This is a genomic window from Pontivivens nitratireducens, from assembly GCF_014235845.1.
Taxonomy (GTDB): Bacteria; Pseudomonadota; Alphaproteobacteria; order Rhodobacterales; family Rhodobacteraceae; genus Pontivivens; species Pontivivens nitratireducens.
Genome location: NZ_JACJUQ010000002.1, coordinates 135603 through 161721, shown reverse-complemented (window position 1 = coordinate 161721; position 26119 = coordinate 135603). Strand labels below are relative to the sequence as shown.

Genomic DNA, 26119 nt, shown 5'->3' with positions numbered 1-26119 from the left:
ACGCAGCGTGTCAATCCACACACCATAATTGCGTGTAAGCTGTTCAGGTGGCCACATGGCTTTGAATCTCATAACAGACCCTTGGATCCCGGTGCGCATGAAGGATGGCAGTACGCGCATGGTGACGCCGGCTGGGGTGTCGGATGGGCAGGTTGCCGCGTTGGAGTGGCCGCGGGCCGATTTGAACCTCGCGTGCATGGAGTTGTTGATCGGGCTCGTCCTGATGGCTGACCCGCCTGTTGACCTGAAGGATTGGTCTGCGCGTCAGGCGCCGGATTCCAGCCGGTTGTCACAGCGGTCGCTGGACTACGCACCTGCATTCGAACTTCTGGGCGGCGGCGCGCGCTTCATGCAGGATCGTGCGGAACTGGAGGGTGCGGGCGACGGGGTGAATATGTTGTTCATCGACAGCGCCGGCACCTCAACCGCCAAGAAGAACGCCGATCTGATGCCGCACCGCGGGCGCTACGATGCATTGCAGCACGGGTTGGCGGCGATGGCGCTGTATACCTTGCAGGCCTTTGCGCCCTCGGGCGGCGCTGGCAACCGGACTTCGATGCGCGGCGGGGGGCCGATGGTTACGCTGGTTGATCCGGGGGAAGGTCTGTGGTCGCTGATCTGGGCAAACGTACCCTATGGAACGCCCGCGACTATGGATGATTTGCCATGGATGCGGGCAACGCGCACTTCCCAGAAAGGGGAAGTGGTAAGTCACGAGGATGCGCATCCTGTCGAAGCATTCTTCGGGATGCCGCGCCGCCTGCGGTTGATCGGCGATGAACGCGGAATTGTCGGCGTGCGCCAGCGCCCTTACGGGACCAATTACGCAGGATGGGTGCATCCGTGCGCACCCTATTATCAGCAAAAGGCGGGCAGCGAACATCTGCCTGTTCATCCCAAACCCGGTCTTTTCGGATATCGCAACTGGCTGGGGATTGCGTATCAGGACAGCGGTGGCCTGCGACATCCCGCGCAGATGGTGATGGAGTGGTTTGCCCATCGGTTGCATCATGTCGAGGATGAGGCGACCCTGCTCGTCGCGGGCTGGGCGATGGCGAATATGAGCGCGCAGGATTTCATCTGGTCGCGCGCGCCTCTGGTCGCGCTGGATCTCGATGGGTTGGACAGGTTGAGTGGTCTGGTCAAGGCCGCGCAGACCTACTCCTCCGCCCTGCGACGCGCCCTGGAACCCGTACTAGAGGGTGAGGCGCGCGAGGCAGAGGTCGAGGCGTTCTTTGCCGAAACCCAAGCTGCGTTCGATGGCCTCCTGCCCCGATTGGCGGAGGGTGAGGACGTGGCCCAGGACTGGCTCACCGAGATGCGCCGCGTTGCGCTGGAACTGTTTGACCGGCGGGCGTTGCCGCTGCTTCATGTCCACAAACTTGAGAAGAAGGCGGAGATCGTGGCGCGGCGGGGTCAGTTGGCGGCAGCGTTCAAAGGTTATGGCAAATATGGCGAAGGTGCCTACAGGGTGTTGGAAATGATGCCGCCCCCACGCAAAAAGGGAAAAGCTGCATGAACGAGAGTAGGCAACCCGACCGGGTGGAAATCATCCGCGACTGGTGGGCGCGCAATATTGCAGCACGCGACCGGCCCGCAGCCCGAGCGCTCGCCGCGCGGTTGCGGCGTGCGGATATCGTGGAAACCCTCTGTCATGCAGAGGTTCACGATCTGTCGCGCAAACTTGGCTTGCGTGACCCTGCCCGTCTGGCCGCTTTGGTGCGCGTTCTGGCGCATGTACGCGACCATAAACCAAGGGCACTGGCGGCGCGCATGGGGGACAGTGATGGTTCCGCATTGCGATTTGAGCGGATGGTGCGCGCCACGGGTGACGAATTGCCCGATCAGGTGCTGCGCGTGCTCCCCATGATCGAGAACACCTGCGACGTGGGCTGGCTGGGTCGCGACATGCTCGACTGGAGCGACAAGACGCGGGCGCGTTGGTGCTTCCAATATTTTGACGACCGGAACGAATCCCGGCCTACTGAGGACGTGACATGACGACATTCGTGCAATTCCATTTGCTGACCGCTTATCCGCCGTCCAATCCCAACCGCGACGATGCCGGGCGGCCCAAGCAGGCCCTGGTGGGCGGTGCGCCGCGTTTGCGCCTGTCCTCCCAATCCATCAAGCGCGCCCTGAGGGAGAGCGATTATTTCCAACAGGGACTCGAGGGGCATGTCGGCACCCGCACCAAGCGAATTGCGGAAGAGATCGAGAAGGAGCTGATCGACGGTGGCGCGGACGCCCAGGATGCACGTGATGCGGCGAAGAGCGTCGCCACCGCCTTCTCCAAGATGGAGGCGAAAAAGGATACGAAATCGCCACAGCGCATGACAACGCTGGCCTTTGTGTCGCCCGACGAATGGGTGCTGGCCCGCGAGCTTGCCGCTGCCATTGTCGCGGGTGAGGATAGTCCCAAGGAAAAGGATTTGCAAAAACGTGTGCTGCGACGTGCCGACGGTGCGGTGGACGTCGCGATGTTCGGGCGAATGCTGGCCGGGGCCGTGGACTTCAACCGCGATGCCGCCGTGCAGGTTTCACATGCGATCACCACGCACAAGGCCGTGGCGGAGGAAGATTACTTCACTGCCGTGGATGATCTGAACAAGCGGGAGGAGGACGCAGGCGCAGGACATCTGGGCGCGCATGGGTTCGGCTCGGGCGTTTATTACCTATATGCATGCGTGAACGTCGATTTGTTGATCGAGAACCTTGACGGGGATGTGGAACTTGCCGCGCGCGGCTTGGACGCGCTGGCGCGTGCGCTGGCGACCGCGACGCCGAAGGGCAAGCAGAACAGTCACGCACACCACCCTCGCGCAGATTATGTGCGCTGCGAGGTTGGCACATCGCAACCGCGCGATCTGACCGGCGCTTTCTATACACCTGTACCGCAGGCAGACGCGCTGCCTCTTTCGGTAGAGATGCTGGAACAGCGAGTCGTAAATCTGGATCGTGCCTATGGGCTGGACGCGCTGGACACTGTGCGAATGCTGGTTGGGAACAGCGGTACTCTGGATGAGATCGCGGCCCATGCGGCGGGAGCTGCGACCCGTGGTTGAGGCACATCTGGTGTTTACGCTGGGGGCCACGCTGGCTGCGATGGGCGATCTTGCGGGACAGGAGCGGAGGGGCAGTTGGAACTGGCCCGGCCGCTCCGCCGTGATCGGTCTGATGGGTGCTGCCCTGGGCATCCGGCGCGACGGGGATTTTCAGGCCCTCGATGCGTTAGCCATTGCTGTGGCGGAGTTTGAGACGGGCACGCCGATGCGCGATTTCCACACTGTCCAAACGGTGCCTACGGCAGTGGTGAAGTTTCCTCAAACCCGCGCGGCGGCGTTGCGCGATGCAGGCGATCGGGTAAACACCGTGCTGACCCAACGCGATTACCGCTGTGATGTGCTTTACGGCGTAGCAGTTCGGGGCGCTGGGTTGGAGGTGATCGCACAGGCGCTGCGGCACCCGGTGTTTACGCCGTATCTGGGGCGCAAAAGTTGTCCTTTGAATACGCCACTGGCGCCGCTGATTGTCGAAGCGTCTTCAGCGGTAGAGGCGCTGGCGCATGTCCAGGTGCCGGAATGGCATGCCGCCAGCGTCGCGCGGTTGATCCACGAAGAACCTGGAATGGGGCATGGACCTGAGCTACAGCGCAGCGCCCGCCACGACAGGGCTTCGGAACGCGATCGCTGGCATTTTTCCTCTCGTGAAGTTGTCACACGGACCTGCGCGATCACTCCGCAGGTGATGGCATGATGCGCTATCTGTCCCGCTTGCAGGTACGCCGCGATCCTGCGACGGCAGCGCTTCGCGGTCTGATAGACCCCGACGACACCGCCCGCGCGATGGATGCACATCACCGTATGATCTGGTCTGCCTTCGCAGACGATCCCGACGCGACACGTGATTTCCTGTGGCGGGCGGAGGGGCAAGGACGCTTTACGGTTCTGTCCGCGCGCCCCCCGTCGGAGGCGGGTCTGTTCGAGGAGCCGAAGATCAAACCCTTCGCTCCGGATTTGCGAGCCGGCGACCGGCTGGGGTTCGTCTTGCGGGTCAATGCGACGCGGACGTTGAAAGGCAAAGGTCGCGTCGATGTAGTGATGGAACGGCTGCACGATGTTCCCAAAACAGAACGTGCGGAGCAGCGATCTGTGGTGGCCGGAAGTGCCGCGCGCGACTGGCTGGAACGCATCGGTGCACGTGACGGATTTGCGGTGCACGCTTGCGATGTTCAGGATTATTCCGTGCAGATGTTGCCCGATCATCGGGGGAAGCGCAAAGGCCAGCCGCAATTCGGAGTCCTTGATCTGAGCGGCAGCGTGGAAGTGACGGAGGCAGCGGCGTTCCTTGCGCGCGTCAATGCCGGGTTCGGGCGCGCCAAGGCGTTCGGGTGCGGATTGATGCTACTGCGCCGCATATGAGCGGGTTGCCACCGCCCAAGCCGATCCCGCTGAAGGATAGGGCACAGTTGGTGTTCGTGGAGCGGGCCCAGCTCGACGTGAAAGACGGTGCTTTCGTCGCGGTGGAGTCGGACGGCGCGCGCACGCACATTCCCGTTGGTGGTCTCGCTGGACTTATGCTGGAACCGGGCGCGCGGATCAGCCATGCCGCCATCGCCCTGGCCGCGCGCACCGGAACGCTGATCACCTGGGTTGGAGAGGCCGGAGTGCGCCTGTATTCCGCCGGTCAGCCAGGCGGGGCGCGGGCGGACAAGCTGTTGTGGCAAGCACGGTTGGCGCTCGATGATGCCGCTCGACTGGGCGTCGTGCGCAAGATGTTCCTGATGCGATTTGGTGAGGATGCACCGCAGCGCCGGTCCATAGAGCAATTGCGTGGAATCGAGGGCGCTCGGGTGCGCAAAAGTTACGAACTATTCGCCGCGCAATATGGTGTGCGATGGAAACGCCGGAGCTATGATCAGGGTGACTGGGATAGCGCTGATGTGCCGAACCGATGTCTTTCCGCGGCGACCGCATGTCTGCACGGATTGTCCGAGGCGGCGGTTCTGGCCGCGGGCTACGCGCCTGCAATCGGTTTTTTGCACAGGGGGCGGCCCCGCTCCTTTGTCTACGACATAGCGGACCTGTGGAAGACCGAAACGGTTGTGCCAGAAGCGTTCCGTATTGCGGCGCGCGCGTCACGCGGTGAGCTGGATATGGCCCCTGAACGCGCCGTGCGCCTGGCATGTCGCGACACGTTTCGCCAAACCAGGTTACTCTCCAAGATTATCCCCTCAATTGAGGAAGCGCTCGAAGGCGGCGGTTTGCTGCGCCCCGAGGATGCTCCTGAGGCTCCCGCGGCATCATTTCAAACGGAAAAGGGCCTCGCCGATGATGGTCATCGTTCTGAATGACGCACCACCGCGATTGCGCGGACGTCTGGCCGCGTGGCTGCTGGAAGTTCGCGCAGGTGTTTACGTTGGGAATTACTCCGCCCGCACGCGTGAGATGATATGGGAACAGGTCGAGGCGTATATTGATCGGGGTGACGCAGTGATGACTTGGCGCGCGCCTACGGATCAAGGCTTTGACTTCCGCACGGTCGGCCGAAACCGGCGCATGCCGCGCGATTTCGACGGCCTGACATTGGTGCGTTTTGCTCCGGTTTCTGATAGAAAATAATCGGTACGCTCTTTGACATCGCGAATATCTCAGTAGATCAGTACTTTGCAGAAAGACTGTTCCCCGCACCCGCGGGGATGAACCGGCACCGGCTTGAGGGTCTGTTTCTTCTGATCGCTGTTCCCCGCACCCGCGGGGATGAACCGGCATTGCGCCCCTTGGGCGTACCGATGAACGTCTGTTCCCCGCACCCGCGGGGATGAACCGCCAATTCGGGCGAGTTCTGCAATCACGCGGTCCTGTTCCCCGCACCCGCGGGGATGAACCGTGCTACACGCGGCCCGTGGTGGACTGGCTGGCCTGTTCCCCGCACCCGCGGGGATGAACCGGCATCAGATCGGGCGTCGCATCCGCGCCGGATCTGTTCCCCGCACCCGCGGGGATGAACCGCGTGCCGTGGTTCGGATGCGATGCGCTCATACCTGTTCCCCGCACCCGCGGGGATGAACCGCAGGCTCAGTTGAAACGGAGACCACGTATATGCTGTTCCCCGCACCCGCGGGGATGAACCGCCTCTGCGCATTTCTGGAATGTTTCCAAGCGCCTGTTCCCCGCACCCGCGGGGATGAACCGCATCAACGTGATCGGCACATCGTACTGGGTGTCTGTTCCCCGCACCCGCGGGGATGAACCGTAGTCAGCCATCGGCCCGCCGCCGGTTTCGAGCTGTTCCCCGCACCCGCGGGGATGAACCGATCAAGGGCCACCTTGAGCATTGCTACGTGCTCTGTTCCCCGCACCCGCGGGGATGAACCGCGCACGACATGCTCCACAGCATCTGGTAGTGGCTGTTCCCCGCACCCGCGGGGATGAACCGCCACCAATGTCTGCTATCAGCATGAAGGGCAGCTGTTCCCCGCACCCGCGGGGATGAACCGGGGGGACCGATCTATCGCATGCCCGTCCGTTTCTGTTCCCCGCACCTGCGGGGACGAACCGCCTAAATTTCAGCCAGTTGCGCGCCTCAGGTCGGCCCCGCAGTCTGCCGACGACGGCAGGAACCGTTGAATTCTGTCACAAGAGGGGGGAAGGTGTTAATCTCAAGGGATTGAAAAAGGCCGATGCGGACTGCGCATCGGCCTTTTCATGGGTGCTGCGTCGGATATCAGCTGGTCGTTTCCATCCAGGCGCGATGGCGGCGTTCGTCCGACAGGCCCTTTTCCAACTCCGGGCGCAAATCAGCACTCGCCACAGGGTTTTTCAAGGCTTGCTCATACGCCATCACCGTGTCGTCCTCATTGGTCTTCATGGCCTTGAGGATGGCGTCATCCCCGACCAGACCGGCCAGTGCGACCTTGCCCGTGGTGAGCCATTGCTTCATGTCGCCCTCCCGAGGAGGAACGACGCCCATGCCGCTCGCGATGCGGCTCAGATCTGCCACATGCGCCTCGTGATCGCGCCGGAAAGTTCCGATCTGCTCCCGGTAATCCGACGTCTCGAGCCGTTCGATCGCACTGTCATAGGCTGCGATCGCATCGTGTTCCAGCGTCAGAAGGTTGCGGATGAGGTCCTTGACGGTGTCCTCTGTTCCCACTGTTGTAGGCATAGCTGATCCTCCTTGCGATTACTGCTGTTCCGTCTGCGTGCCTGAATGCGGACGCGCCTTGCCCAGGCTGGGCTTCTGCCCCAGGGGCTCGGGCTTGTCGCGCTTGCTGAATTCGCCGCGACCGTCCAGCGACGGACCCGATGTCCAGCGGCCCTCGGGCGTCGGTTCATCAAGCGAGGTGTTCAGGAAGTAGTACGAATGCTCGGTCGCCTCATGCTCCTTGGGCGTCGAGTTGGGGATTGGCAACTGAGACTCCATTCCGCCCAGTTCTTCGATGACCGCCATCCATTGCTGCTGGTGCATGGTATCGCGTGCGATGAGGAACGAAAGCATGTCCTTCATGCCCGCATCCTCAGTCATGTTGTAAAGCCGCGAGGCCAGCACGCGCCCACCACTCTCAGCGGTCGCATTGGCCAGCATATCGGCGGCGAGGTTCCCCGTGGCGTAAACATGGCTCATGTCGAAGGGCACGCCGTTGGAATTCACTGGCATCGCGGACAGGCCCGAGGACAGGATGTGGCGCGGGTTGGCCCCCCCCATGATCGCGTTGACGATCGGATCCTTCGCTGCCTCCTCCTGCGCGGTAAGAGGCGCGCCTTCGAGGTTGAGCGCGACCGCATGGCCGAGGAATTCGATATGCGACAGTTCTTCCGTCGCGGTCATCATCAGCATATCACGATATTTGTCATCGCCACGCGCGCCCATTGCCTGAAAGAAATACTGCATCGCAACGCGAATTTCGCCTTCGACGCCGCCGATGGCCTGCTGAAGAAATTTGGCGAACTGGGGATCGGGTGTATCAACGCGCACCTGGTATTGCAGCTTGCTGGAATGGTGAAACATCATTGGCTCCGTAAGTGGTCTTATTGAAAATAGCGTAACAGACTGAAAACCCTTGATGCCCGCATTCGTTCCCATTCTTTTGTTCGTTCGGAGCAGTACAGCAAACTGGTGGCCTGTTTTAGAGCGCAATATGACGTGCGCCGTATCGTGGGGCCGCAAATACGGAATCGTACCTCCGGGAGTAGCAATGAAAATCACAGTCGTGAGCTGATCGGCATTTCGCTGAAGTTCTCAACAGAGGGGTGCCTTGCGCGGGCGATGAGCGGTCGCGTAGTGCCGCAGCCTACTTGACGCCTGCTCTGTATATCTATATTTCCCGATATATGGATAAACAAAACGCCCTCGATGCCTTTGCAGCGCTCGGCCAGTCAACACGACTGGATGTGTTTCGCCTGCTCATCAAGGCGGGCGAAGCTGGCATGTCCGCTGGTGAGGTTGGCGATACCCTTGGCGTTCGTCAGAACACCATGTCCGCCAACCTTTCGATCCTGGCGCGATCCGGCTTGATCCGGAGCGAGCGGCAGGGCCGCAGCATCCGTTATTTCGCGGATATGGACGGCGTGCGCGGTCTGCTGGCGTTCCTGATGGAGGATTGCTGCGCCGGGCGTCCTGAGCTTTGCCAACCTGTCATCGACCTGATCGCCTGTCCCCAAACATAGGAAGATTGCCATGAACGACTCCTCGCTTCCCGCCGCGGCCGGGCTGGGCACTTTCGAACGCTGGCTGTCCGTTTGGGTGGCGCTCGCCATCGGGGCGGGGTTGCTGCTGGGCAATCTCTTTCCGGGTCTCTTCGGTGCCCTGGCCGCGCTGGAGATCGCCTCGGTCAACCTGCCTGTGGCGATCCTGATCTGGGCGATGGTCTATCCGATGATGGTGGGGGTGGATTTCAGCTCCCTCTCCCATGTCGGGGACAAGCCGAAGGGGCTGGTGGTGACGCTGGTGGTGAACTGGCTTATCAAGCCCTTCACGATGGCGGCCCTGGGCGTGCTGTTCTTCAACCATGTTTTCGCCGGCCTGATCCCGCCGGACGATGCGCAGGCCTATCTGGCGGGCGTGATCCTGCTGGGGGCAGCGCCCTGCACCGCGATGGTCTTCGTCTGGTCGAACCTGACCCGCGGCGATGCGACCTACACGCTGGTGCAGGTCAGCGTGAACGATGTGATCATGATCTTCGCCTTTGCGCCGATCGTGGCGTTACTGCTGGGCGTGACGGATATCGTCGTGCCGTGGGATACGCTGCTGTTGTCGGTCGGCCTCTACGTTTTGCTGCCGTTGATCGCCGGGTATCTGACCCGCAGAAGCCTTGTGGAGAAGGATGGAGAGGCTGCGGTTGATGCCTTCAAATCGCGGGTGCAGCCGTTCTCGATCATCGGTCTGCTGATGACGGTGGTGCTGCTCTTCGGGTTTCAGGGTGAGGTCATTCTCGACCGTCCGCTTGTCATCGCGATGATTGCTGTGCCGCTGCTGATCCAGTCCTACGGCATCTTTTTCGTGGCCTATGGCGCGGCGCGGGCCTGGGGAATCCCGTTCAACGTGGCCGCGCCCTGCGCGCTGATCGGCACGTCCAACTTCTTCGAACTGGCCGTGGCGGTGGCGATCAGCCTGTTCGGCCTCGGCTCGGGGGCGGCGCTGGCGACGGTGGTTGGCGTCCTCGTGGAGGTGCCGGTCATGCTGTCACTCGTCGCCTTCGCCAACCGGACGCAGCACTGGTTTCCAAAGGCTGGGGGCACGTCATGAGCATCGTCATTCATCACAACCCCGATTGCGGAACCTCGCGCAACGTGCTGGCAATCATCGAGGCGTCGGACGAGGTGCCCGTGATCATAGAATATTTGAAGACGGGCTGGACGCGACCGCAGCTTCTGGCGCTGTTTGCGGCCGCCGATCTGACGCCCCGCACGGCCCTGCGGACCACGAAATCACCGGCGGAGGATCTGGGGCTGCTCGATCCTTCGGTCAGTGATGAGGCGATCCTGACCGCCATGATCGACCATCCGATTCTGGTCAACCGCCCGATCGTCTGCACCCCCAAAGGCGTGCGGCTGTGTCGTCCAAGCGAGACTGTGCTGGAGCTTCTGGACAACCCGTCATTGGATCCACTGGTGGAAAAGAACGCCCCACCCGCCGCAGCCGCGCGCAACAACCCTGACTGAGGAGCCGCGTCTAATGCGAATACGGCGCCCTACGCGATACCCGCCAGGACGCCGCCAAGATGATTGCTGACTGAAAGGTCAGTCGCCCAGATACTGACCGAAGACCTGAACAGACGTGTCATCGATATAGAGCACACCGCCGACTTCATCGGCACGCGGGCCGTAAAAGCCTGCCTCGTGACTGGTGGTCTGGGTTCCGCTGAAACCACCGCCGCCATTGATCGTCGCGCTTGTCAGGGTTGAGGTGCCGCCCGATACCGTATTGTCCGAGATCATGGCGTCACTGATGGTAATGGTCGCCACGTCCGTCACGTTGCTGGTTCCCAAGATGAAATCTTGCCGTTGCCCCCCCAAATTGTCGAGGGTCACATCAAGCGTTCCGGCACTGAAATCAGCCGTCGCCTCCATGGTGCCGTCCAGATCGTAGAGCGCCAACCCGTCCTGAATTGCAACCTCCGAAACACCGCTATACGTGGCCGTGCCGCCCCCCGGCACATCCCCCACAATGGTGGGAACGCCGACAACGCCGGTCGTGGTATCGCCACCGCTTGGCTGTGAGTCGAAGAAACGGGCGAATTCAGTGGTTCCGGTCAGATCGATGGTGCCGCCACCATTGAGCGTCACCGTGGTACGCGACACGTCGATGGTGCCGCTTTCGGCATCCAGTTCGAAAGTATCCGCCTGCCGGTCCAGCTCACCGGTGATCTGATCGGTTGTGCGCGCACGCACATTCAGACTTTGCGCGTTCAGCGCATCGACACGGTTGGAGGTCAGCGAGTCAAATTCGACATAGCGCGGGTCGCTGCCATCGAAACAGGCGCTCAGCCCGCCGAGGGACAGGACAGCCAGCGCGAATACGGGACGGATCGTCATGGTCAGTATCCTTTAGGTAAGAAAGAAGTCATCTGCGAAGTCATCCACGCTGAGATCGGCCGCAGTCAGCCCTGCGAAGGTGATCGTCGTGCCCTGATCGTCGAAGGTCGCGACGCCGTCCACGTCGAAGACGTGACTGAACGCCTCCGCCGCATCTGCGTAGCCGAATCCGATGAGGAGAATCTGGTCCACTCCGCTGTCGAAATCGGCACCGCTCACAATCGCGGTACGGGCGGCGGTATCAATATCCAGCATGCCGATCGTGTCGTTGCCGTCGCCCGTGGTGAAGATGAACTGATCGGAACCGCCACCGCCCTCCAGCAGGTCGTCGCCTTCACCCCCGCGCAACGTGTCGTTGCCGGACAGGAAGGTCGAGATATCACCGCGCAGCACATCATTGCCGGCACCGCCCTGCATGTTGTCGGTGTCGTAGCCGCCGATCAGCAGATCGTCACCCTCACCGCCGTACAGTTCGTTGTCGCCGCTGACCATGTACAGGAAGTCGTCCCCGGCCCCGCCATCCATCGTGTCGTTGCCGAAGGCATCGCCGAGAGCATCGTTCCCCTCACCGCCATTGATGGAGTCATTGCCGGTGCCGCCGTCGATCGTGTCATCGCCTGCCCCGCCGAAGATGGTATCGTCGCCATCGCCTGCATTGATCGTGTTGTCGCCGGCATCGCCATAGATCAACTCGGGTCCAGCTTCGCCGCCGAATGTCTCCTCGATATCATTGAGCTGCACCGTCAGTGTGGTGACGGTCACGTTGCCTGCCTGATCGGTGGCCTGCACGATAACGTCGCGGCTGACTTGTTCCTCGTAATCGAGCGTGGCCCCCTCCACGACAAGCAGATCGGACCCGCTCAGAACGAAGCGCCCGTCGGCATCGTCGGTCAGTGTCAGCTCGACCGCTTCACTGGTCTGCACCGTGCCGACCAGCGTACCGCCTTCGGCATTCTCATCGACGCTGGAGTTGTCGAGCGTCAGCGCAGCGGCTGCTTGCGTATCCACGGTGATGGCGATCTCGTCGGACACGGTCGAGATATTGCCGGCCGCATCCGTTGCCGTCGCGGTGAAGGTATAGTCGCCATCCGCCAGCGCGGCGGAGGTGAAGGTCCACTGTCCCGCAATGCTGGCAACCGTGCCGACGACCACACCATTGCGCAGGATCGTCACCACCTCCCCTTCCAGGGCGGTGCCGCTCAGGGTGGGTGTGTCATCGCTGGTGATTCCGTCACCGTCGAGGCCTGTATCCTCCGAAAGAAACATGATGCTCGGTGCGTCGGGCGCAGTCAGGTCGATTTCCATGGCGATGGAATCGCCGAACACGATATTGCCCGCGATATCGGTCGACGTGACAGAAATGTCGTAGGGTCCGCTGACAAGCTCCTCGTCAACGGTGACGGACCAGGTGCCGTCCTCTCCGACGACAACCGGCTCCAGTTCGATAGCAGTCTTCGACATCAGGTTGGTCACGGTAACGACGACGGTCGTTCCCGCCTCGGCCGTGCCGGAGAATGTCGGTGTCGTATCGTTGGTCAGGTTGTCGGAATTGTCGGCACCGCTGTCGCTTTGCGCATCCAGACGCAGGGTCGGCACCGTCGGGGGTGTGAGGTCCACAGTGACCGTCAATTCGCTGGACGTCGCGCTGTTGCCTGCCACATCCACGGCCCGTGCGGTCAGAACACGGGATCCTTCCTCGACCTCGGAATACGCAAAGGTCCAGGTGCCGGACACACCGACCGGAACGGAGCCGACCTGAACGTCGCCGTCGAAGATCAGAATGGTTGTGTTCGGGTCGCTGGTCCCGCTCAGCCCCAGAACGGTTACGCTGGTGATATTATCGTCAGAGAACGCGCCCGCATCGGCAATCGGGTTCAGATCGATCGTGGGCGCAGTCGGTGCGACCGTTTCGATCGTCACCGAAACCTCTTCACTGGATATGGCGTTGCCCGCCAGATCGGTGGACACGGCAAAGATCGTGTAATCGCCATCCGGCAGGTCGGAGGAGGTGATGCTCCACTCACCTGAACCGTCCGCCTCGACCTCACCAAGTTCCAGCATCGGCAAAGGCGCCCGTGGCTGGATCTCGCCTTCCCCGCCGGACCGCGCCAGCAGAGTGACAACGCTGCCAGCCTCCGCCGTGCCGCTGAATGTCGGGGTGGCGTCCGACGTGATGTTGTCGTCCTCGCCGGTGTCGCTGCCCGCGTCCAATGCGATGGTCGGCATGTCAGGGCGCAAGGTGTCGATGGTGACTTCCATGGGCGCGGATGTCACCAAATTCGCCGCGACATCGCTCGATTCCGCCGTGATGGAGTATACGCCGTCAGCCAGCGCGTCCGTGGTCAGGGTCCACACGCCTGCCGGTCCCTCGACGCCGAAGCCCAGCTCCGTCTCACCGGCGAGGAACCTTACATTCTGCGCACCGGCAACCGTGGCTGTCAGAGTGATCTGGTTTTCATTGGTGACGTTGTCGGATGTGGAGGCCCCAGTATCGGAATTCACGTCCAGATCGAGGAGCGGAACCTCCGTCCCGGTGGTGTCGATCTCGATTTCCAAAGCAGCCGTGGTGGAGGTGTTTCCAGCAAGATCCACCGCCACGACGTCGAAGCTGTGGGTGCCGGAGGACAGTTCGGGGGTCCTGAACGTCCAAGCACCGTTCTCATCCGCCTCGACGGAACCCAGCAGGGCCTCACCCTGACGGATTTCGATGCGGGTGCCAGCGTCCGCTTCACCTTGCAGAAGCGGCGTCGTGTTGTTGGTGATCAAATCCTGCGAAGAGCCGCTGTTGCTGGCACTATCCAGCGCAACGGTGGGGGCATTCGGCGGCGTGGCGTCGCGCGTGACGGTGAAAGTCTCGGAAATGGAGGAGTTGCCCGCGAGGTCGAAACTGGTGACGTCGATCTGGGTAAGCCCTTCGTCAATCACCAGAACTTCACCTTCGAGCATCGTGCTGGCAAAGTCATGGGACCAGTTTCCAGACGCATCCGCAGTGGTGACGCCCCAGAAAGAACCGCTCGGCGTTGACATGACCACTCTGATTTCGGTCAGCGGATCGGCCGTACCGAATACGACCAATACCCCGTCCGAGGTCACGCCGTCCCCGTCAATTCCGGTATCATCGGATATGCCGGTCACGACCGGGTTTGCCGGCGGTGTCACGTCGATTTCGACCGACAGCACGGCAGAGGCCGCGCTGACATTGCCCGCCGTGTCGGTGGCGACGGCGGTAAAGCTCTTCGTCCCCTCGCTCAACGCAGCGAGTGGGGTGAAGGACCAAATGCCGTTCGGCGCAACCACGCTCGTTCCCAGCGAGGTCGTCCCGTCGAAGATCTCGATGGTGTCGCCTGCATTGCCCGCGCCGGACAGAGTGGGGGTGGCATCATTGGTAAGATTGTCGGTGCCATCGCCGCTGTCGGATGCCGTGACCAGGTCGATGGTCGGGGGCACGGGCGCAGTCGTGTCCACCGTAACGTCGAAGGGATCGGAGACCTCGGACACCAGTTCATCGGCATCCCGCGCCGTGGCGGTGAAGACATAATCGTCATCGCTCAACGTGGTGCCGGTATAGTCGAAGGACCATGCCCCCGCCTCGCCCGCCACGACGGTTCCGAGGGAGACCCCCCCGAGGAAGACCTCGACCGTGGCGTTTGCGGTTGCCGTACCAGACACGATCAGCGTGTTGTCGCTGGTCACGCCATCCGCCCCGTTCGTGTCCTGCGCAATTCCGGTGATGATCGGTGAATTCGTCTGATCGAGCCGCAGCGTTACGCTCGTCGCATCCCCAAGTTCGGAAATGTTCCCGGCCAGATCCTCGGCCCGGGCGCTGAACAGATACGTATCGTCGGCCAAATCCCCGCCAGTGGCGGACCAGTTGCCCTCGGAATCGGCTATGGCCTGAGCGTAGAGGATGTTGTCCGCATCCACGACGCTCACCAAAGCGTCCGGTTCGGATGTGCCGGTGAGTGTGACGGAGCGGGACGCCACCGCGCCAGACTCACCGATGATGGTATTGTCCGTGTATCCTTCGATCACGGGCGCGTTGGGTGGCGTTCGATCAATGGTGACAGTCAGCCCTTCGCTAAGGGTCACGTTTCCGGCCGCATCCGTTGATCGGACGGAATATGTAGCCGTGCCCTCGGAATATTGGGCTGTTAAAATCGAGTCACCGGTCGAAGTGGGCACCAACACAAATGGGTCCCTACCATTCTTGAGGAATTCCATAGTGGAATTGGGTTCGCCTGTGATATCGAACCGAATTGAGGAGCCGTTGGTAATCTCGTCTGCGGTATTCCGCCCGGTATCGGAGGTCGCCCGAAGGTCGAGAGTGGGAATCTGGGGGGCGACCGTGTCCACCTCGACGTCGAATACAGCAGATTCAGCCGAAGGGTTCAGCCCCGAACTTTGGGCAATGGCGGTGATCTCGTAGTTTCCATTCGCCAGAGCCGATGGCAGGGCGGCCGACCAGTTACCGGAAGCGTTCGCAGAAACCGTCTGGACGACCGTGCCGTCCAACAGGATCTGCACGGATGAATTCGCAGCCGCCGTTCCATTGACCGTCAGTGTGGGATCGTTGGTGATGCCGTCATCATCCGTACCACTGTCGTTGCTGATACCGGTGACGACGGGCGTTTCGGTTACCGAAGGAATAATGCTTATGTCATATCCGCTCGACAATGAGGACACGTTGCCGGCGATATCGGTCGCCTGCACGGTTACGACATAGTCGTCAGCCGCAAGCGTACCTGATTGGAAGAACCAATCTCCGGAATTGTTTGCACTCACCGTTCCGGCCGAGACGCCATCGACGAAGATCTCGACCGTGGAACCAGCCTCCGCCGTGCCGAAGAATCGCGGCGTGGCATCCGTCGTGATCTGATCCGCCGCGCCGGTATCGTTGTCAAACCCGCTGATACTGGGGGTCGCGGTCGTCGTGTCGATGGTAAATCCTGCCGAATTCGACTGGAAAGAATTGCCGGCAAGATCTTGAGCGCGGATCGATAGCGGATATGTTCCATCGTCCAGCGCACCGGGCAACTGTACCTCATAGGTTCCATCCCCGTTGACAACGGTGCTGGCCAACGCCGGGCCGGAACCATTGGTCAATCGGATCTCGATCGTTGCGCCAGCCTCCGCCGTGCCGATGATGGTGGGCTGCGCGACACGCGTGACCCCATCATTGTTGGAATTGCCGCTGTCGGAATCAGTCGCCAGCTGCCAGGTGGGGCGGTTCGTCTCCCGATCAAGGGTGATTTCGATCTGCTCGGTCGTGCTGACGCCTTCCTTGGTTGCACGGACCTGAATGGTTTTCTCCGTGTTGGGGGAACTTACAGGATACGCCTGATCGATGGTTACCGTCTGCGATGCGCCTGTGCCGGTTCCCGCCGCCACGAAACCGCGCCCGTCATCCCAGTCGATTTCCAGCGTGTCACCCAGACCGGCGGTGAATTCTACGGTCGGGGTTCTGTCGGCGGTGTAATTGTCGCTCGAGCTGCTTCCGGTATCGGAGCCCGCCGCCAGATCAACCGCAGACATTTCCGGGCCATCCACGGTCAGGACAAGCGCCGGTCCTCGGGATGAGGCATCCGGCCCGTCGCGCGATCCGGCTTGTACGTAATATGTACCATCGACCAGCACGCCATCGGACCCCTGGGGATAGTCGCCCCCCTGCCCGACGGTAACGCTCCATTCTCCGTTGGCCGGGATCGATCCGATATACCCAAGGGTTCCCACACCACTTATTCCGTCTGGACCAGAATCCATAATCTCAAGAGATGCGCCCGGCGTTCCCGTTCCGTAGAACGTCAACGTCCGTGAAGCGGTGACGTTATCGCCACTAGTCCCCGTGTCGGAGAAGAAACCCAGGATTACCGGTTCAGCGGGTGTGGCCATGACAAATTCTCCGTAAACTCATTACTGTGACGTGTTCGCGTGGCAAGCTGCCAAAACCCGCCTGTTGCTTTGCGCAAAGTACCTAAAATTTGTTCTTCCGGGCAAGACAAATTTTATCTAACTGCCGGAATTCAAAAAAAATTTCATCTTTTGTCTGCAAATTCAGAATCCTGCCCGGGCTAGCAAAATAACCGACATAACCATTCGGTGATCGGTATTTGCGAATGCCCCTAACGTCGAAAAATCCGTAGGTATTCAAGAAATTTCAAATCGTTAACAATGGTTTATTCTGGAGGCCGACTGTCGGTCTGCGCCTGATTGCGCGTCTGCATTTCACATCTCAAATCCCTGGCCTGACAGCACGTGGAATCGCCGCCCATTTCAACTTTGCCTACCTTGGCAATGGCCCTTGGGGCGTGGGCGCAGCGATCCGCACATCGCGTTTCCAGACGGTCATATCGCAGGCGTGGTTGTCACCCGGAATGAGGGTGCCGCGCTTGTGCTCTTCATCTGTATTCATCGCCCCGCGACATTACGGCACGGAACCGTCAGGTGTCTGAGTGATTGTTCTGTACGTTTTAGCGCAACAGATTTCAGTGACTTGAGGATTGCAGACATGGATTTGAAGATCGACGGACGCCGCGCCCTTATTACCGGTGCGACCGGTGGGATCGGGCATGAGACCGCGAAAGTTCTGGCGGCGGAGGGTGTCGATCTGACGCTGACCGATCTGGACGCGGACAAGCTTCGCGACATAGCCGCCCCGCTGGGCGCCCGCGCCGTGGCCGCCGATCTGTCGAGCAGGGCCGGGGCGGACGATTTCATCGCGGAGGTCGGAACCGATTTCGACATCTTCGTACATGCCGCCGGCGTCACGGGGGCCAAGGGCGATCCTATGACCATGTCGGACGATGACTGGGACGAGGCCTGGAACATAGATTTCATGTCCGCCGTGCGTCTGGTCCGACATGTAGGCCCCGCCATGCGGTCGCGCGGATGGGGGCGCATGGTTTTCGTGACGTCCGAGAATGTCGCCCAACCCTATGCTGACGAGACTGTTTACAATGTCGCGAAATCGGGGCTGCTCAGCTTTTCCAAATCCATCAGCCTCGCCCATTCCGGTGAAGGTGTTCTGGTCAACTGCGTCGCCCCGGCCTTTATCAAGACACCGATGACAGACGGAATGATGGAAAAGCGGGCCGAGGATCTGGGCGTCAGCGTCGATGAGGCAATCGAGAGTTTCCTGGAGGAAGAGCGTCCGCATCTGAACTTGAAACGCCGTGGCCGCACCGAGGAAGTCGCCCCCGTCATTGCCTTGCTATGTTCGGCGCGCGCCAGCTTCGTCACCGGTGCGAACTGGCGGGTGGACGGCGGCTCCGTCGGGTCGATCGAAACCTGATGCGCCCCCATGATGAGGCATCGCTGCGCGCGCATCTCGACGCATGTCCGATGGGCAACACCCTGTCCAAGCAGCGTGAGGGCTTCATCGCCCGCGCGGGCGTTCAAACGTCAACAGGCACCTGGACGAAGATCGGCGGGATCGACACATTGCGCGTCGGTGCCGCCAGCGCTCCGGCTTTGGTGTGGTTTCATGGCGGTGGTTACGTTCTGGGCAGCCCGGACACTCACCGCGTGATGGCGGCTTATCTGGCATCGCGGGGTGTGCAGGTGCTGTTGCCCGCGTACCCTTGCGCGCCTGAGTGCACATGGCCCGCCCCGCTGAACGCCGCGCTCGCGGTTCTGGATGACCTCGACAGTTCCGTGGCGCTGGGCGGCGACAGTGCCGGGGGCCATCTGGCGCTGAACGCCGCGCTGGCACGACCGGGGCGGGCGAGGGCCCTGGCGCTGATCTCTCCGAACACGGACCGGACGGGAAGCTGCCTTACCCGTGATCGTGAGGGTGATGCGATGAATGACGGGGCCACGGATGCCGCTCTATGGGCGATGGTGGCACCGGAACTGGGCGATGACGATCCGCAAGCCTCACCACATCTGGCGGATTTGCGGGGCCTGCCGCCCTTGCACGTGGAGGCGGTCGGCACGGAGATCCTGCTGGACGACACGCTGATCCTGACGCGGGCGGCAGCGGCGGCGGGGGTGCAGGTTTCGGCACATATCGCACCGGGTCTGATGCATATGCACGCCCTGTGGCCGGACGCGTTGCCCCAGGGCGCGGAGGCGCTGGACCGGATCGCCCGCCACGTTCATGCCGCGTCACCCTGACGCGCGGCATGAACAGCGGGAACCACTCCCCACCCAGACCGTTGACCAAGGCATTTAACGAACGAGGATTTTCATGACCGACGCCCCGAACATTCCCCCCCAGTCGCAGGATCACATGCCCGGTGATGAGCACAAGATGAAGCCCGCCCCGGACTATGCCCCCCGCCATCCCGGCGTGGGCAAGCTGAAGGACAAGGTCGCGCTGATTACCGGCGGCGACAGTGGCATCGGCCGCGCGGTCGCCGTGCTCTTCGCGCGCGAGGGCGCAAAAATCGCGATCGCCTATCTGGATGAGCATCAGGACGCGGAGAAAACCAAGGAATTGGTTGAGGCTGAGGGATCAGAGGCAATCCTGATCCCCGGTGATCTGGGCCAGAAATCCCACGCGACCGAAGCTGTCGAAAAGACCGTGCAGGCATTCGGAAAGCTCAACGTCCTTATCAACAACTGTGCCCAGCAATGGCTAAATGAGGACCTGACCGATCTAGATGAGGGAACCTTGCGTCGCACGATGGACAGCAACGTGATGTCGTATTTCTTCACCACGCAGGCCGCCCTGCCGCATCTGGGCGAGGGGGACGCCATCGTCAACACATCGTCGGTGAACGCGTTTGCAGGCATGGGATCGCTGATTGCCTATTCGACATCGCGCGGTGCCTCGCTGGCGTTCACCCGCTCGCTGGCGGCCAATCTGGCGGATAAGGGGATCAGGGTGAACTCTGTCGCACCGGGCCCGATCTGGACACCGTTCATTCCCGGCACGATGCCGGCGGAGCAGGTCGAGGGTTTCGGCTCCGGCACACCGATGGGCCGTCCGGGCCAGCCGTGGGAGGTCGCGACCGCGTTCCTGTTCCTCGCATCCTCGGATGGCAGCTACTTCACCGGGCAGACATTGCATCCGAATGGTGGAATGGTCGTCGGGGCCTGAGGCCGAGTTCAATCGAATACCTGCACGAAGGGGCCGCGACACCGGCCCCTTCTTCTTGCGCGATCGGCGTGAAGGAGACCTTGCATGACACCCCGAGCCAACTGGCCCCTGCATCCCAGCATCTACGAGATATACCCCCGGTCGTTCCGGGACAGCACAGGCACCGGCGAAGGCGACTTGCGCGGTGTCGTTCAGGGGCTGGAGGCGATCGCGCAGCTGGGCGTCGATGCCATCTGGCTGGCTCCGTTCTATTCCAGCCCGATGGTCGATGGCGGATATGATGTCATGAACCATTGCGAGGTCGATCCGCGATACGGAACCCTCGACGATTTCGATGCTGTGGTGGCGCGCGCCCACGAACTGGACCTGCGGGTCATGGTCGATCTGGTGTTCAACCACACGTCCGACCAGCACCCTTGGTTTCAGGCCAGCATAGCTCGTGATGAGGATATGCACGATTGGTACGTCTGGCGCGATGCAAAGCCTGACGGCAGCGCGCCGAACAACTGGTTGAGCTTCTTTGGCGAACCTGCCTGGACGTGGAATCCGGTACGGCGGCAATTCTATCTGCGCCAGTTCCTGTCCTGCCAGCCCAGCCTGAACCTGCGTCACCCCCCGGTTCAGGACGCATTGCAGGCCATCGTGGCGTTCTGGCGCGGGCGCGGCGTTGACGGATTTCGCTTCGACGCGGTGAACTCCTACCTGTTCGACCTGTCGATGAAGGACAATCCCCCGGCCAGCGAGGAGGTTCAGGATCGCAACGCCACCGGGCCCGAGAATCTCTACAGTTTTCAGGATCACCTCTACGACATATTGCCCGGCGACGGTGCCGCCTTCGCGGAGAATTTGCGCAAGTGGGCCGGCCCGGATGCCTGGTTGCTGGGGGAGGTGAACTCCGGCAACCGCTCGGTCGAGTTGTCGGGCGCATTTACCGCCCCTGACCGCCTGGATGCGAACTATACTGTGGATTTGATGGTCAATCCGGTAACCGCGCAGACGGTTTGCGATCTGATCGCGCGGCATCGGCGCGAAGGATGCGGACTGACCTATTGCCTGTCCTGCCACGATCAGCCGAGGGCCGTCAGCCGAACCGGCGACGGCTCCGTACGCGATGCGAAATTGCTGGCACTGCTGTCCGCCGCCCTGCCCGGTCCGCTGATAATCTGGCAGGGGGAGGAGCTGGGCCAACCGCAGGCCGCTTTGAAACTGCACGAGATCTCAGATCCGTTCGACCGGCTGTTCTGGCCGGTACCGCCAGGGCGGGAGGGCGCGCGAATACCCTATCCGTGGTCAGCGGACGCGCCGAATTACGGCTTCACCACCGGGACACCCTGGTTGCCGATGCAAGGGTTGGACGACATCGCACTGTCCGAACAGGGGCCGGACGGCACCCGTGCGTTCTGGATCGAAGCACTGCGCCTGCGCCGCAACCTCGACCCCGAGGGTCCGGTGGACACTGCCATCGTCAATGACGTGCTGCACATCCAGCGCGGCGATTTCACCTTTGCGTTGAACCTGACGGACAGCGCACGGCCCTGCGGCCATGCGCACCCTGTTCTGAGCACTGAACCACTGACGCCCGGCGCCCTGCCCCGGCGCAGCGGTGTGGTGTGGCGCAAAGGTTATTCGGGATAGGCCTCACCCAGGTTGTCGGCCTTGACCGCGCCACGTTCGCCCATCGCCTCGGCTTTGCCGACGGTGGTGTCGCGGCGGGTCTGGGCCTCGACCTCGGCATTCAGTTCGGCCCCCATGAGCACGATGTAGGCCGACAGCCACAACCATGTCAGCAGCACGATAACACCGCCCAGCGAGCCGAACGTCTCATTATAGCTGCCGAAATTCGCGGCATAGAACGCAAATGCGATGGAGCCGACCAGCCAGATCAGGACCGCCACTATGGCCCCCCCGCTCAACCAGCGCCAATGTGCCGGATCGCGCGACGGACCATAGCTGTAGACCACGCCCAGACCGACGATCATCAGGCAGATCAATATGACCCAGCCGATCCCTGCGATCAGCCATTCGGTGATCGGCCCTAAATCGACAAAGGACAGCACGGCCGGCACCCCCATCATCGCGACGACAGCGTAGATCGCGCCGAGGATCAGGCCCAGGGTCAACAACAACGTTTGCAGTTTCAATTTGATGAAACCGCGTTTTTCCTCTTCACCATATGCGACATTCAGCCCTTCGATCAGGCTGGCCACCCCCTTGGACGCGGACCACAGCGCCAGGGCGATACCCAGGATCGTGGCCAGCCCCAGACCGGCCTGTTCCGAGCCTGCGACCTTTTGCGCCTGCGCGATGATGATCTCCGCGACCTGCCGGGGCATCACTGCGGACAGATCGTCGATCAGGTCGATGACCTGCGCCGGCTCCACGATCAGGCCGGACACCGCCAACAGGGCCGTCAGCGCGGGAAACAGCGCCAGCAATGCGTAGAACGCCACCCCGGCAGCGATCAGGCCGACATGATCCGACTTGACCCTGTCCTTCACGCGAAGGGCGATATCCTTCCAGCCCTTCAGGGGAATAGCGGTGGGAGCTTTGGCCTCGCGGCCACGATTCTCGGTTCCGGTGGTCATTTGCGGTCTGGCCCTTCCCATACGTTTCCGTATTGATCTGGGTCGCGGGACGGGACCGTCCAGTCCGAGGTACAAATAGGCACGGCCCCGGCGGATCGCTCCACCAGGGCCGGTTTGCCAAGTCAGTTTGCCAAGTCAATTCCAAAGCTGGTTACAGGGACCGTTTACGCTTCCTCCGCGTCCAGGGTTCCGATCGTAACCTCATAGGTTTTTTCCGAACCCTTGTGCAGGACCGTCATCTGCGAATCCGCATCCGGTGCGGTTTCGGCCACGGCGCGGGTCAGGTCGCGCAGTTCCTCGATATCCGTACCGTCAAAGGACAAGATGATGTCGCCATTCACCAGACCGGCCTTGGCTGCGGGGCTGTCGGGCATCACGGCCTCAACCACCGCGCCGCGCGGGGCGTCATAGCCCAGGACCGAGGCGACCTCTTCGGTCATCGGGCGGATCTGCACGCCCAGCCAACCGCGCGTGACGGTGCCGTCATCCTCCAGATCCGCGACGATGGTCTGCACCAGGTCGGACGGCACCGCGAACCCGATACCGACGGAGCCGCCATCAGGCGAATAGATCGCGGTGTTCACGCCGACGACCTGCCCCGCATCGTTGAACAGCGGTCCCCCGGAATTGCCCCGGTTGATTGCCGCGTCGGTCTGGATGAAATCGTCGAACGGGCCGCTGTTGATATTGCGCGAGGTCGCGGACACGATGCCCGACGTGACCGTCCCGCCCAGTCCGAACGGATTGCCGACGGCGAACACCTCATCCCCTGCGCGCATCTGCGCCGAGCTGCCGAAATCGATGAAGGGCAGATCGGCCTCCGCCTCGATCTGCAACAGCGCGATATCGGTCAGGGGATCGCTGCCGATAACGGTGGCGTCCATCTCCCGCCCGTCGCTTAGCGTCACACTTACGCGTTGTGCGCCGTCGATCACGTGGTGATTGGTCACGATCTGTCCGTCATTCGAGATGATGAACCCGGATCCCAGACCACTGCGCGGGCCTTGCTCGCCGCCCTTGGGCACCAGTTCCTCGAACCGGCGGCGCAACTCGTCCGGCATCCCCTCGGGCAGGGCCTGACTGTAATCGACGGGGGTGGCGGTGCCGGTCACCTCGATGAACACCACACTGGGGGACACCTGCTCGACCAGATCGGCATAGCCGCCGGCCGGCACCGCGAGGGCCACGGAGGGCACCAGCGCGGTCGAGGATAGGATGGCCGCCGCAACGGCGAGCGAGACTGAATTGCGTGCAATAGGTTTCATGTCATACTCCTGACTGAATGCGATGAAACCAAATTCGGCATTCCGCCTGACAGGAACATGCGCAGGCCTATACAGATTTGTAAGATTGCCCGCGCCGCCGTCCGCACCCTTGCCATTGTGCCCCTACGGGCAAATCTATGGCGCAACCGAAGGGGATCTGTCCATGAAACTGCTGGTGGTCGAAGATGACGAGACGACGGGCACCTACATCGCCCGCGGCCTGCGTGAGGAAGGCCATACCGTCGATCTGGTCACGAACGGCCGCGACGCGCTGATCCAGGCGACCAGCGTCGGATACGACGTGCTGATCGTCGATCGCATGGTGCCGCAGATCGACGGCATGACGTTGGTCAAGACTCTGCGCGGGGCCGGAAACCGGACGCCGGTGCTGTTCCTGACCTCTCTGGGCAGTGTGGAGGACCGGATCGAGGGGCTGACCGCGGGCGGCGACGATTACCTCGTGAAGCCGTTCGCCTTTGGTGAGCTGTCCGCCCGCGTCGCGGCCCTTGCCCGCCGTGCCCCGACGGTGGCGCAGGAAACGACATTGCATGCGGGCGACCTGACAATGGACCTGCTGAGCCGCCGCGTGATCCGGGCGGGCCGTGAAATCTCCTTGCTGCCGCGTGAATTCGCCATTCTCGAACATCTGTTGCGCCGCAAGGGCCGGGTACAGACCCGCACCATGTTGCTGGAGGCGATCTGGGACATCAGCTTCGACCCGATGACAAATGTGGTGGAGACGCATATCAGCCGCCTCAGGGCAAAGGTGGACCGCCCGTTCGACACCGACTTGATCCAGACCGTGCGCGGCGCGGGCTACCGGATCGACGCATGAACCGGCACCTGCCCGCGATATTTCGCTCGATGCCGATCCACCTCGCGCTGGTTCTGGTGGCGGTGTTTACCATCGTCAGCCTGCTCAGCCTGGGGGCGACCTATCTGGTGACGCAACGCTCCTTCGATCAGACGATACGCGCCGATCTGCGACAGGACATGGCCGGTTTTCGCGCGGCCCCCGGCCCCGCAGCCCTGTCCCAGCTGGTGGAGGCGGAGGCCCGCGTTACCGATCCGGCGCGCATGGTGCTCAGCTATATCGGCCCGGACCGCCGCCATTACGGCAACGCCGTCATCGCACGTGACGACGAAGGCTATCATATCGTGACCGATATTTCCGGCGACCCGCAGATCGAGGGACAGTACATGGCATTGACCACCTCGCTTCGCGGCGGGCAGCTGACCATCGCCCGTTCCCTGGCGGAGATCGACGCCCTGCGGGAGGCATTCCTGCGGGTCCTCGGCCTCAGCCTGATCCCGACGATCCTGATCGCACTGGGCATCGGCCTGACCCTGGCCCGGCGCAGTGCGCGGCACGTCTCGACCATCGCGCGGACTCTGGATCAGCTGACGGGCGGCGAATTGGAGGCTCGCGTCTGCCCTGCACCGGACTGGCCGCAGGATCTGGCGACGATCGGCACCCGGATCGACAAGATGGCCAGCGCGCAGGAATCGTCGATCGCGGCGATCCGGCAGGTTTCCTCGGACATTGCGCACGACCTCAAGACGCCGATCCAGCGGGTCGCCGTCCACCTCTCCGAACTTTCGGAGCACGGGCCCCTCGACGCCACCGCCCGTGACCTGCTGGACAAGGCGAACGCCGAACTGGACGGCATCGTCGCGACCTTTCACGCCCTGCTGCAAATCGCCCGGATCGAGACGGGATCGCCCAAGGCGGGCTTTGAGGTTGTCGATCTGGACCGGGTCTGCGCGACCATTGTCGAACTCTACGAACCTGCCGCAACCGATGCGGGTCATAGGCTGCACTACACCCCTGCCAGCGGCATGACGATCAGCGGCGACCGGCACCTGTTGGGGCAGACCCTCGCCAATCTGATAGAGAACGCCCTGCGTCACACGCCTGCGGGCACAGATGTTCGGATTGAACTGAACCGCATCCGGGACCGGATCGTGTTGAGCGTCACGGATAACGGCCCCGGCGTGCCCGAGGCGGAGCGTGAACTGGTCCTGCGGCGTCTCTACCGCATGGATCGCAGTCGAACCTCGCCGGGGGCGGGTCTGGGGCTGAACCTTGTCGCCAGCATCGCCACCCTTCACGGCGCGACAGTGGGTCTGCACGATGCGATGCCGGGTTTGCGCGTCGAACTGGCCTTCCCCGCGACCCGGACTAGCTGAGCG

Annotated in this window: 22 protein-coding genes and 1 CRISPR repeat array; of the genes, 16 read left to right on the top strand and 6 right to left on the bottom strand. The window is 62.1% G+C overall.

What is annotated here, in order from left to right:
• Positions 1-55: 55 nt before the first annotated feature.
• Genes casA through cas2e form a run of 7 tightly spaced genes read left to right on the top strand, consistent with a single transcriptional unit; the run spans position 56 to position 5621 of the window.
• Entirely contained in the window at positions 56-1519 is a 1464-nt protein-coding gene (gene casA / locus H1S03_RS03540) for a type I-E CRISPR-associated protein Cse1/CasA (RefSeq protein WP_283810326.1), read from the top strand.
• Positions 1516-2001, top strand: a complete 486-nt coding sequence (gene casB, locus H1S03_RS03535) for a type I-E CRISPR-associated protein Cse2/CasB (RefSeq protein ID WP_185803191.1) — start codon at positions 1516-1518, stop codon at positions 1999-2001. Before casA ends, casB begins: the two co-directional genes overlap by 4 nt.
• Complete coding sequence (gene cas7e / locus H1S03_RS03530) at positions 1998-3065, top strand: type I-E CRISPR-associated protein Cas7/Cse4/CasC (protein ID WP_185803190.1); 1068 nt, start codon at positions 1998-2000, stop codon at positions 3063-3065. The genes casB and cas7e overlap by 4 nt, the downstream gene beginning before the upstream one ends.
• The gene (gene cas5e, locus H1S03_RS03525) at positions 3037-3756 is read left to right on the top strand and encodes a type I-E CRISPR-associated protein Cas5/CasD (protein ID WP_185803189.1); all 720 of its coding nucleotides are present in this window, start codon (positions 3037-3039) and stop codon (positions 3754-3756) included. Before cas7e ends, cas5e begins: the two co-directional genes overlap by 29 nt.
• Entirely contained in the window at positions 3756-4421 is a 666-nt protein-coding gene (gene cas6e / locus H1S03_RS03520) for a type I-E CRISPR-associated protein Cas6/Cse3/CasE (RefSeq protein WP_249777794.1), read from the top strand. The genes cas5e and cas6e overlap by 1 nt, the downstream gene beginning before the upstream one ends.
• Positions 4418-5353, top strand: coding sequence for a type I-E CRISPR-associated endonuclease Cas1e (gene cas1e / locus H1S03_RS03515; RefSeq protein ID WP_185803187.1), 936 nt, complete (start codon positions 4418-4420; stop codon positions 5351-5353). The genes cas6e and cas1e overlap by 4 nt, the downstream gene beginning before the upstream one ends.
• Complete coding sequence (gene cas2e / locus H1S03_RS03510; protein ID WP_249777793.1) at positions 5334-5621, top strand: type I-E CRISPR-associated endoribonuclease Cas2e; 288 nt, start codon at positions 5334-5336, stop codon at positions 5619-5621. Before cas1e ends, cas2e begins: the two co-directional genes overlap by 20 nt.
• Before the next feature lie 56 nt (positions 5622-5677).
• A CRISPR array of direct repeats spans positions 5678-6560; the repeat unit is 29 nt; unit sequence CTGTTCCCCGCACCCGCGGGGATGAACCG.
• A gap of 166 nt (positions 6561-6726) precedes the next feature.
• On the opposite strand, the gene H1S03_RS03505 is transcribed toward cas2e, so the two are convergent.
• Both H1S03_RS03505 and H1S03_RS03500 read right to left on the bottom strand, forming a co-directional pair.
• Entirely contained in the window at positions 6727-7167 is a 441-nt protein-coding gene (locus tag H1S03_RS03505; protein ID WP_185803185.1) for a DUF2383 domain-containing protein, read from the bottom strand.
• A gap of 18 nt (positions 7168-7185) precedes the next feature.
• Complete coding sequence (locus tag H1S03_RS03500) at positions 7186-8010, bottom strand: manganese catalase family protein (RefSeq protein WP_185803344.1); 825 nt, start codon at positions 8008-8010, stop codon at positions 7186-7188.
• A gap of 323 nt (positions 8011-8333) precedes the next feature.
• On the opposite strand from H1S03_RS03500, the gene H1S03_RS03495 reads away from it, so the two are divergent.
• The 3 genes from H1S03_RS03495 to arsC are packed head-to-tail and all read left to right on the top strand — an operon-like array spanning position 8334 to position 10163.
• Positions 8334-8669, top strand: coding sequence for an ArsR/SmtB family transcription factor (locus tag H1S03_RS03495; RefSeq protein ID WP_185803184.1), 336 nt, complete (start codon positions 8334-8336; stop codon positions 8667-8669).
• A 10-nt stretch (positions 8670-8679) separates the two neighbouring features.
• A complete protein-coding gene (arsB, locus tag H1S03_RS03490; protein ID WP_185803183.1) occupies positions 8680-9747 on the top strand; it encodes an ACR3 family arsenite efflux transporter in 1068 nt (355 codons plus the stop codon).
• Complete coding sequence (gene arsC / locus H1S03_RS03485; protein ID WP_185803182.1) at positions 9744-10163, top strand: arsenate reductase (glutaredoxin); 420 nt, start codon at positions 9744-9746, stop codon at positions 10161-10163. Before arsB ends, arsC begins: the two co-directional genes overlap by 4 nt.
• Before the next feature lie 78 nt (positions 10164-10241).
• Here arsC and H1S03_RS03480 read toward each other — a convergent pair whose 3' ends face one another.
• Positions 10242-11036: a transferrin-binding protein-like solute binding protein gene (locus tag H1S03_RS03480; protein WP_185803181.1), complete on the bottom strand. Its 795-nt coding sequence runs from the start codon at positions 11034-11036 to the stop codon at positions 10242-10244.
• A gap of 12 nt (positions 11037-11048) precedes the next feature.
• Complete coding sequence (locus H1S03_RS03475) at positions 11049-16925, bottom strand: Ig-like domain-containing protein (RefSeq protein WP_185803180.1); 5877 nt, start codon at positions 16923-16925, stop codon at positions 11049-11051.
• Between the two features lie 616 nt (positions 16926-17541).
• Between H1S03_RS03475 and H1S03_RS03470 the strand changes: the two genes are divergently transcribed.
• The 4 genes from H1S03_RS03470 to H1S03_RS03455 all read left to right on the top strand — a co-directional run bounded on the left by H1S03_RS03470 (position 17542) and on the right by H1S03_RS03455 (position 21711).
• Positions 17542-18324, top strand: coding sequence for an SDR family NAD(P)-dependent oxidoreductase (locus H1S03_RS03470; RefSeq protein WP_185803179.1), 783 nt, complete (start codon positions 17542-17544; stop codon positions 18322-18324).
• A complete protein-coding gene (locus tag H1S03_RS03465; RefSeq protein WP_185803178.1) occupies positions 18324-19148 on the top strand; it encodes an alpha/beta hydrolase fold domain-containing protein in 825 nt (274 codons plus the stop codon). Before H1S03_RS03470 ends, H1S03_RS03465 begins: the two co-directional genes overlap by 1 nt.
• Positions 19149-19221: 73 nt before the next feature.
• Complete coding sequence (locus tag H1S03_RS03460; RefSeq protein ID WP_185803177.1) at positions 19222-20076, top strand: SDR family oxidoreductase; 855 nt, start codon at positions 19222-19224, stop codon at positions 20074-20076.
• A gap of 84 nt (positions 20077-20160) precedes the next feature.
• Positions 20161-21711 (top strand): alpha-amylase family glycosyl hydrolase, encoded by a 1551-nt coding sequence (locus H1S03_RS03455; protein WP_185803176.1) that lies wholly within the window; start codon positions 20161-20163, stop codon positions 21709-21711.
• On the opposite strand, the gene H1S03_RS03450 is transcribed toward H1S03_RS03455, so the two are convergent.
• Together H1S03_RS03450 and H1S03_RS03445 are read right to left on the bottom strand one after the other, a co-directional pair.
• Positions 21699-22661, bottom strand: a complete 963-nt coding sequence (locus H1S03_RS03450; protein WP_185803175.1) for a YihY/virulence factor BrkB family protein — start codon at positions 22659-22661, stop codon at positions 21699-21701. The two genes, H1S03_RS03455 and H1S03_RS03450, sit on opposite strands and share 13 nt — an antisense overlap.
• Positions 22662-22825: 164 nt before the next feature.
• On the bottom strand, positions 22826-23926 hold the full coding sequence (locus H1S03_RS03445) for a trypsin-like peptidase domain-containing protein (RefSeq protein WP_185803174.1): 1101 nt from the start codon (positions 23924-23926) through the stop codon (positions 22826-22828).
• A gap of 163 nt (positions 23927-24089) precedes the next feature.
• Between H1S03_RS03445 and H1S03_RS03440 the strand changes: the two genes are divergently transcribed.
• The gene (locus H1S03_RS03440; protein ID WP_185803173.1) at positions 24090-24761 is read left to right on the top strand and encodes a winged helix-turn-helix domain-containing protein; all 672 of its coding nucleotides are present in this window, start codon (positions 24090-24092) and stop codon (positions 24759-24761) included.
• Positions 24758-26116, top strand: a complete 1359-nt coding sequence (locus tag H1S03_RS03435; RefSeq protein ID WP_185803172.1) for a sensor histidine kinase — start codon at positions 24758-24760, stop codon at positions 26114-26116. Before H1S03_RS03440 ends, H1S03_RS03435 begins: the two co-directional genes overlap by 4 nt.
• Positions 26117-26119: the final 3 nt, after the last annotated feature.

Bases quoted from the DNA above. Each gene is read 5' to 3' on its own strand.
- H1S03_RS03495 (WP_185803184.1), top strand. From the start codon at position 8,334: ATGGATAAACAAAACGCCCTCGATGCCTTTGCAGCGCTCGGCCAGTCA.
- H1S03_RS03505 (WP_185803185.1), bottom strand. From the start codon at position 7,167: ATGCCTACAACAGTGGGAACAGAGGACACCGTCAAGGACCTCATCCGC.
- H1S03_RS03500 (WP_185803344.1), bottom strand. From the start codon at position 8,010: ATGTTTCACCATTCCAGCAAGCTGCAATACCAGGTGCGCGTTGATACA.
- cas7e (WP_185803190.1), top strand. From the start codon at position 1,998: ATGACGACATTCGTGCAATTCCATTTGCTGACCGCTTATCCGCCGTCC.
- H1S03_RS03445 (WP_185803174.1), bottom strand. From the start codon at position 23,926: ATGAAACCTATTGCACGCAATTCAGTCTCGCTCGCCGTTGCGGCGGCC.
- arsB (WP_185803183.1), top strand. From the start codon at position 8,680: ATGAACGACTCCTCGCTTCCCGCCGCGGCCGGGCTGGGCACTTTCGAA.
- H1S03_RS03465 (WP_185803178.1), top strand. From the start codon at position 18,324: ATGCGCCCCCATGATGAGGCATCGCTGCGCGCGCATCTCGACGCATGT.
- cas2e (WP_249777793.1), top strand. From the start codon at position 5,334: ATGGTCATCGTTCTGAATGACGCACCACCGCGATTGCGCGGACGTCTG.
- casB (WP_185803191.1), top strand. From the start codon at position 1,516: ATGAACGAGAGTAGGCAACCCGACCGGGTGGAAATCATCCGCGACTGG.
- cas1e (WP_185803187.1), top strand. From the start codon at position 4,418: ATGAGCGGGTTGCCACCGCCCAAGCCGATCCCGCTGAAGGATAGGGCA.
- arsC (WP_185803182.1), top strand. From the start codon at position 9,744: ATGAGCATCGTCATTCATCACAACCCCGATTGCGGAACCTCGCGCAAC.
- cas6e (WP_249777794.1), top strand. From the start codon at position 3,756: ATGCGCTATCTGTCCCGCTTGCAGGTACGCCGCGATCCTGCGACGGCA.
- H1S03_RS03480 (WP_185803181.1), bottom strand. From the start codon at position 11,036: ATGACGATCCGTCCCGTATTCGCGCTGGCTGTCCTGTCCCTCGGCGGG.
- H1S03_RS03440 (WP_185803173.1), top strand. From the start codon at position 24,090: ATGAAACTGCTGGTGGTCGAAGATGACGAGACGACGGGCACCTACATC.
- H1S03_RS03460 (WP_185803177.1), top strand. From the start codon at position 19,222: ATGACCGACGCCCCGAACATTCCCCCCCAGTCGCAGGATCACATGCCC.
- H1S03_RS03455 (WP_185803176.1), top strand. From the start codon at position 20,161: ATGACACCCCGAGCCAACTGGCCCCTGCATCCCAGCATCTACGAGATA.
- H1S03_RS03450 (WP_185803175.1), bottom strand. From the start codon at position 22,661: ATGACCACCGGAACCGAGAATCGTGGCCGCGAGGCCAAAGCTCCCACC.
- H1S03_RS03475 (WP_185803180.1), bottom strand. From the start codon at position 16,925: ATGGCCACACCCGCTGAACCGGTAATCCTGGGTTTCTTCTCCGACACG.
- H1S03_RS03435 (WP_185803172.1), top strand. From the start codon at position 24,758: ATGAACCGGCACCTGCCCGCGATATTTCGCTCGATGCCGATCCACCTC.
- H1S03_RS03470 (WP_185803179.1), top strand. From the start codon at position 17,542: ATGGATTTGAAGATCGACGGACGCCGCGCCCTTATTACCGGTGCGACC.
- cas5e (WP_185803189.1), top strand. From the start codon at position 3,037: ATGCGGCGGGAGCTGCGACCCGTGGTTGAGGCACATCTGGTGTTTACG.
- casA (WP_283810326.1), top strand. From the start codon at position 56: ATGGCTTTGAATCTCATAACAGACCCTTGGATCCCGGTGCGCATGAAG.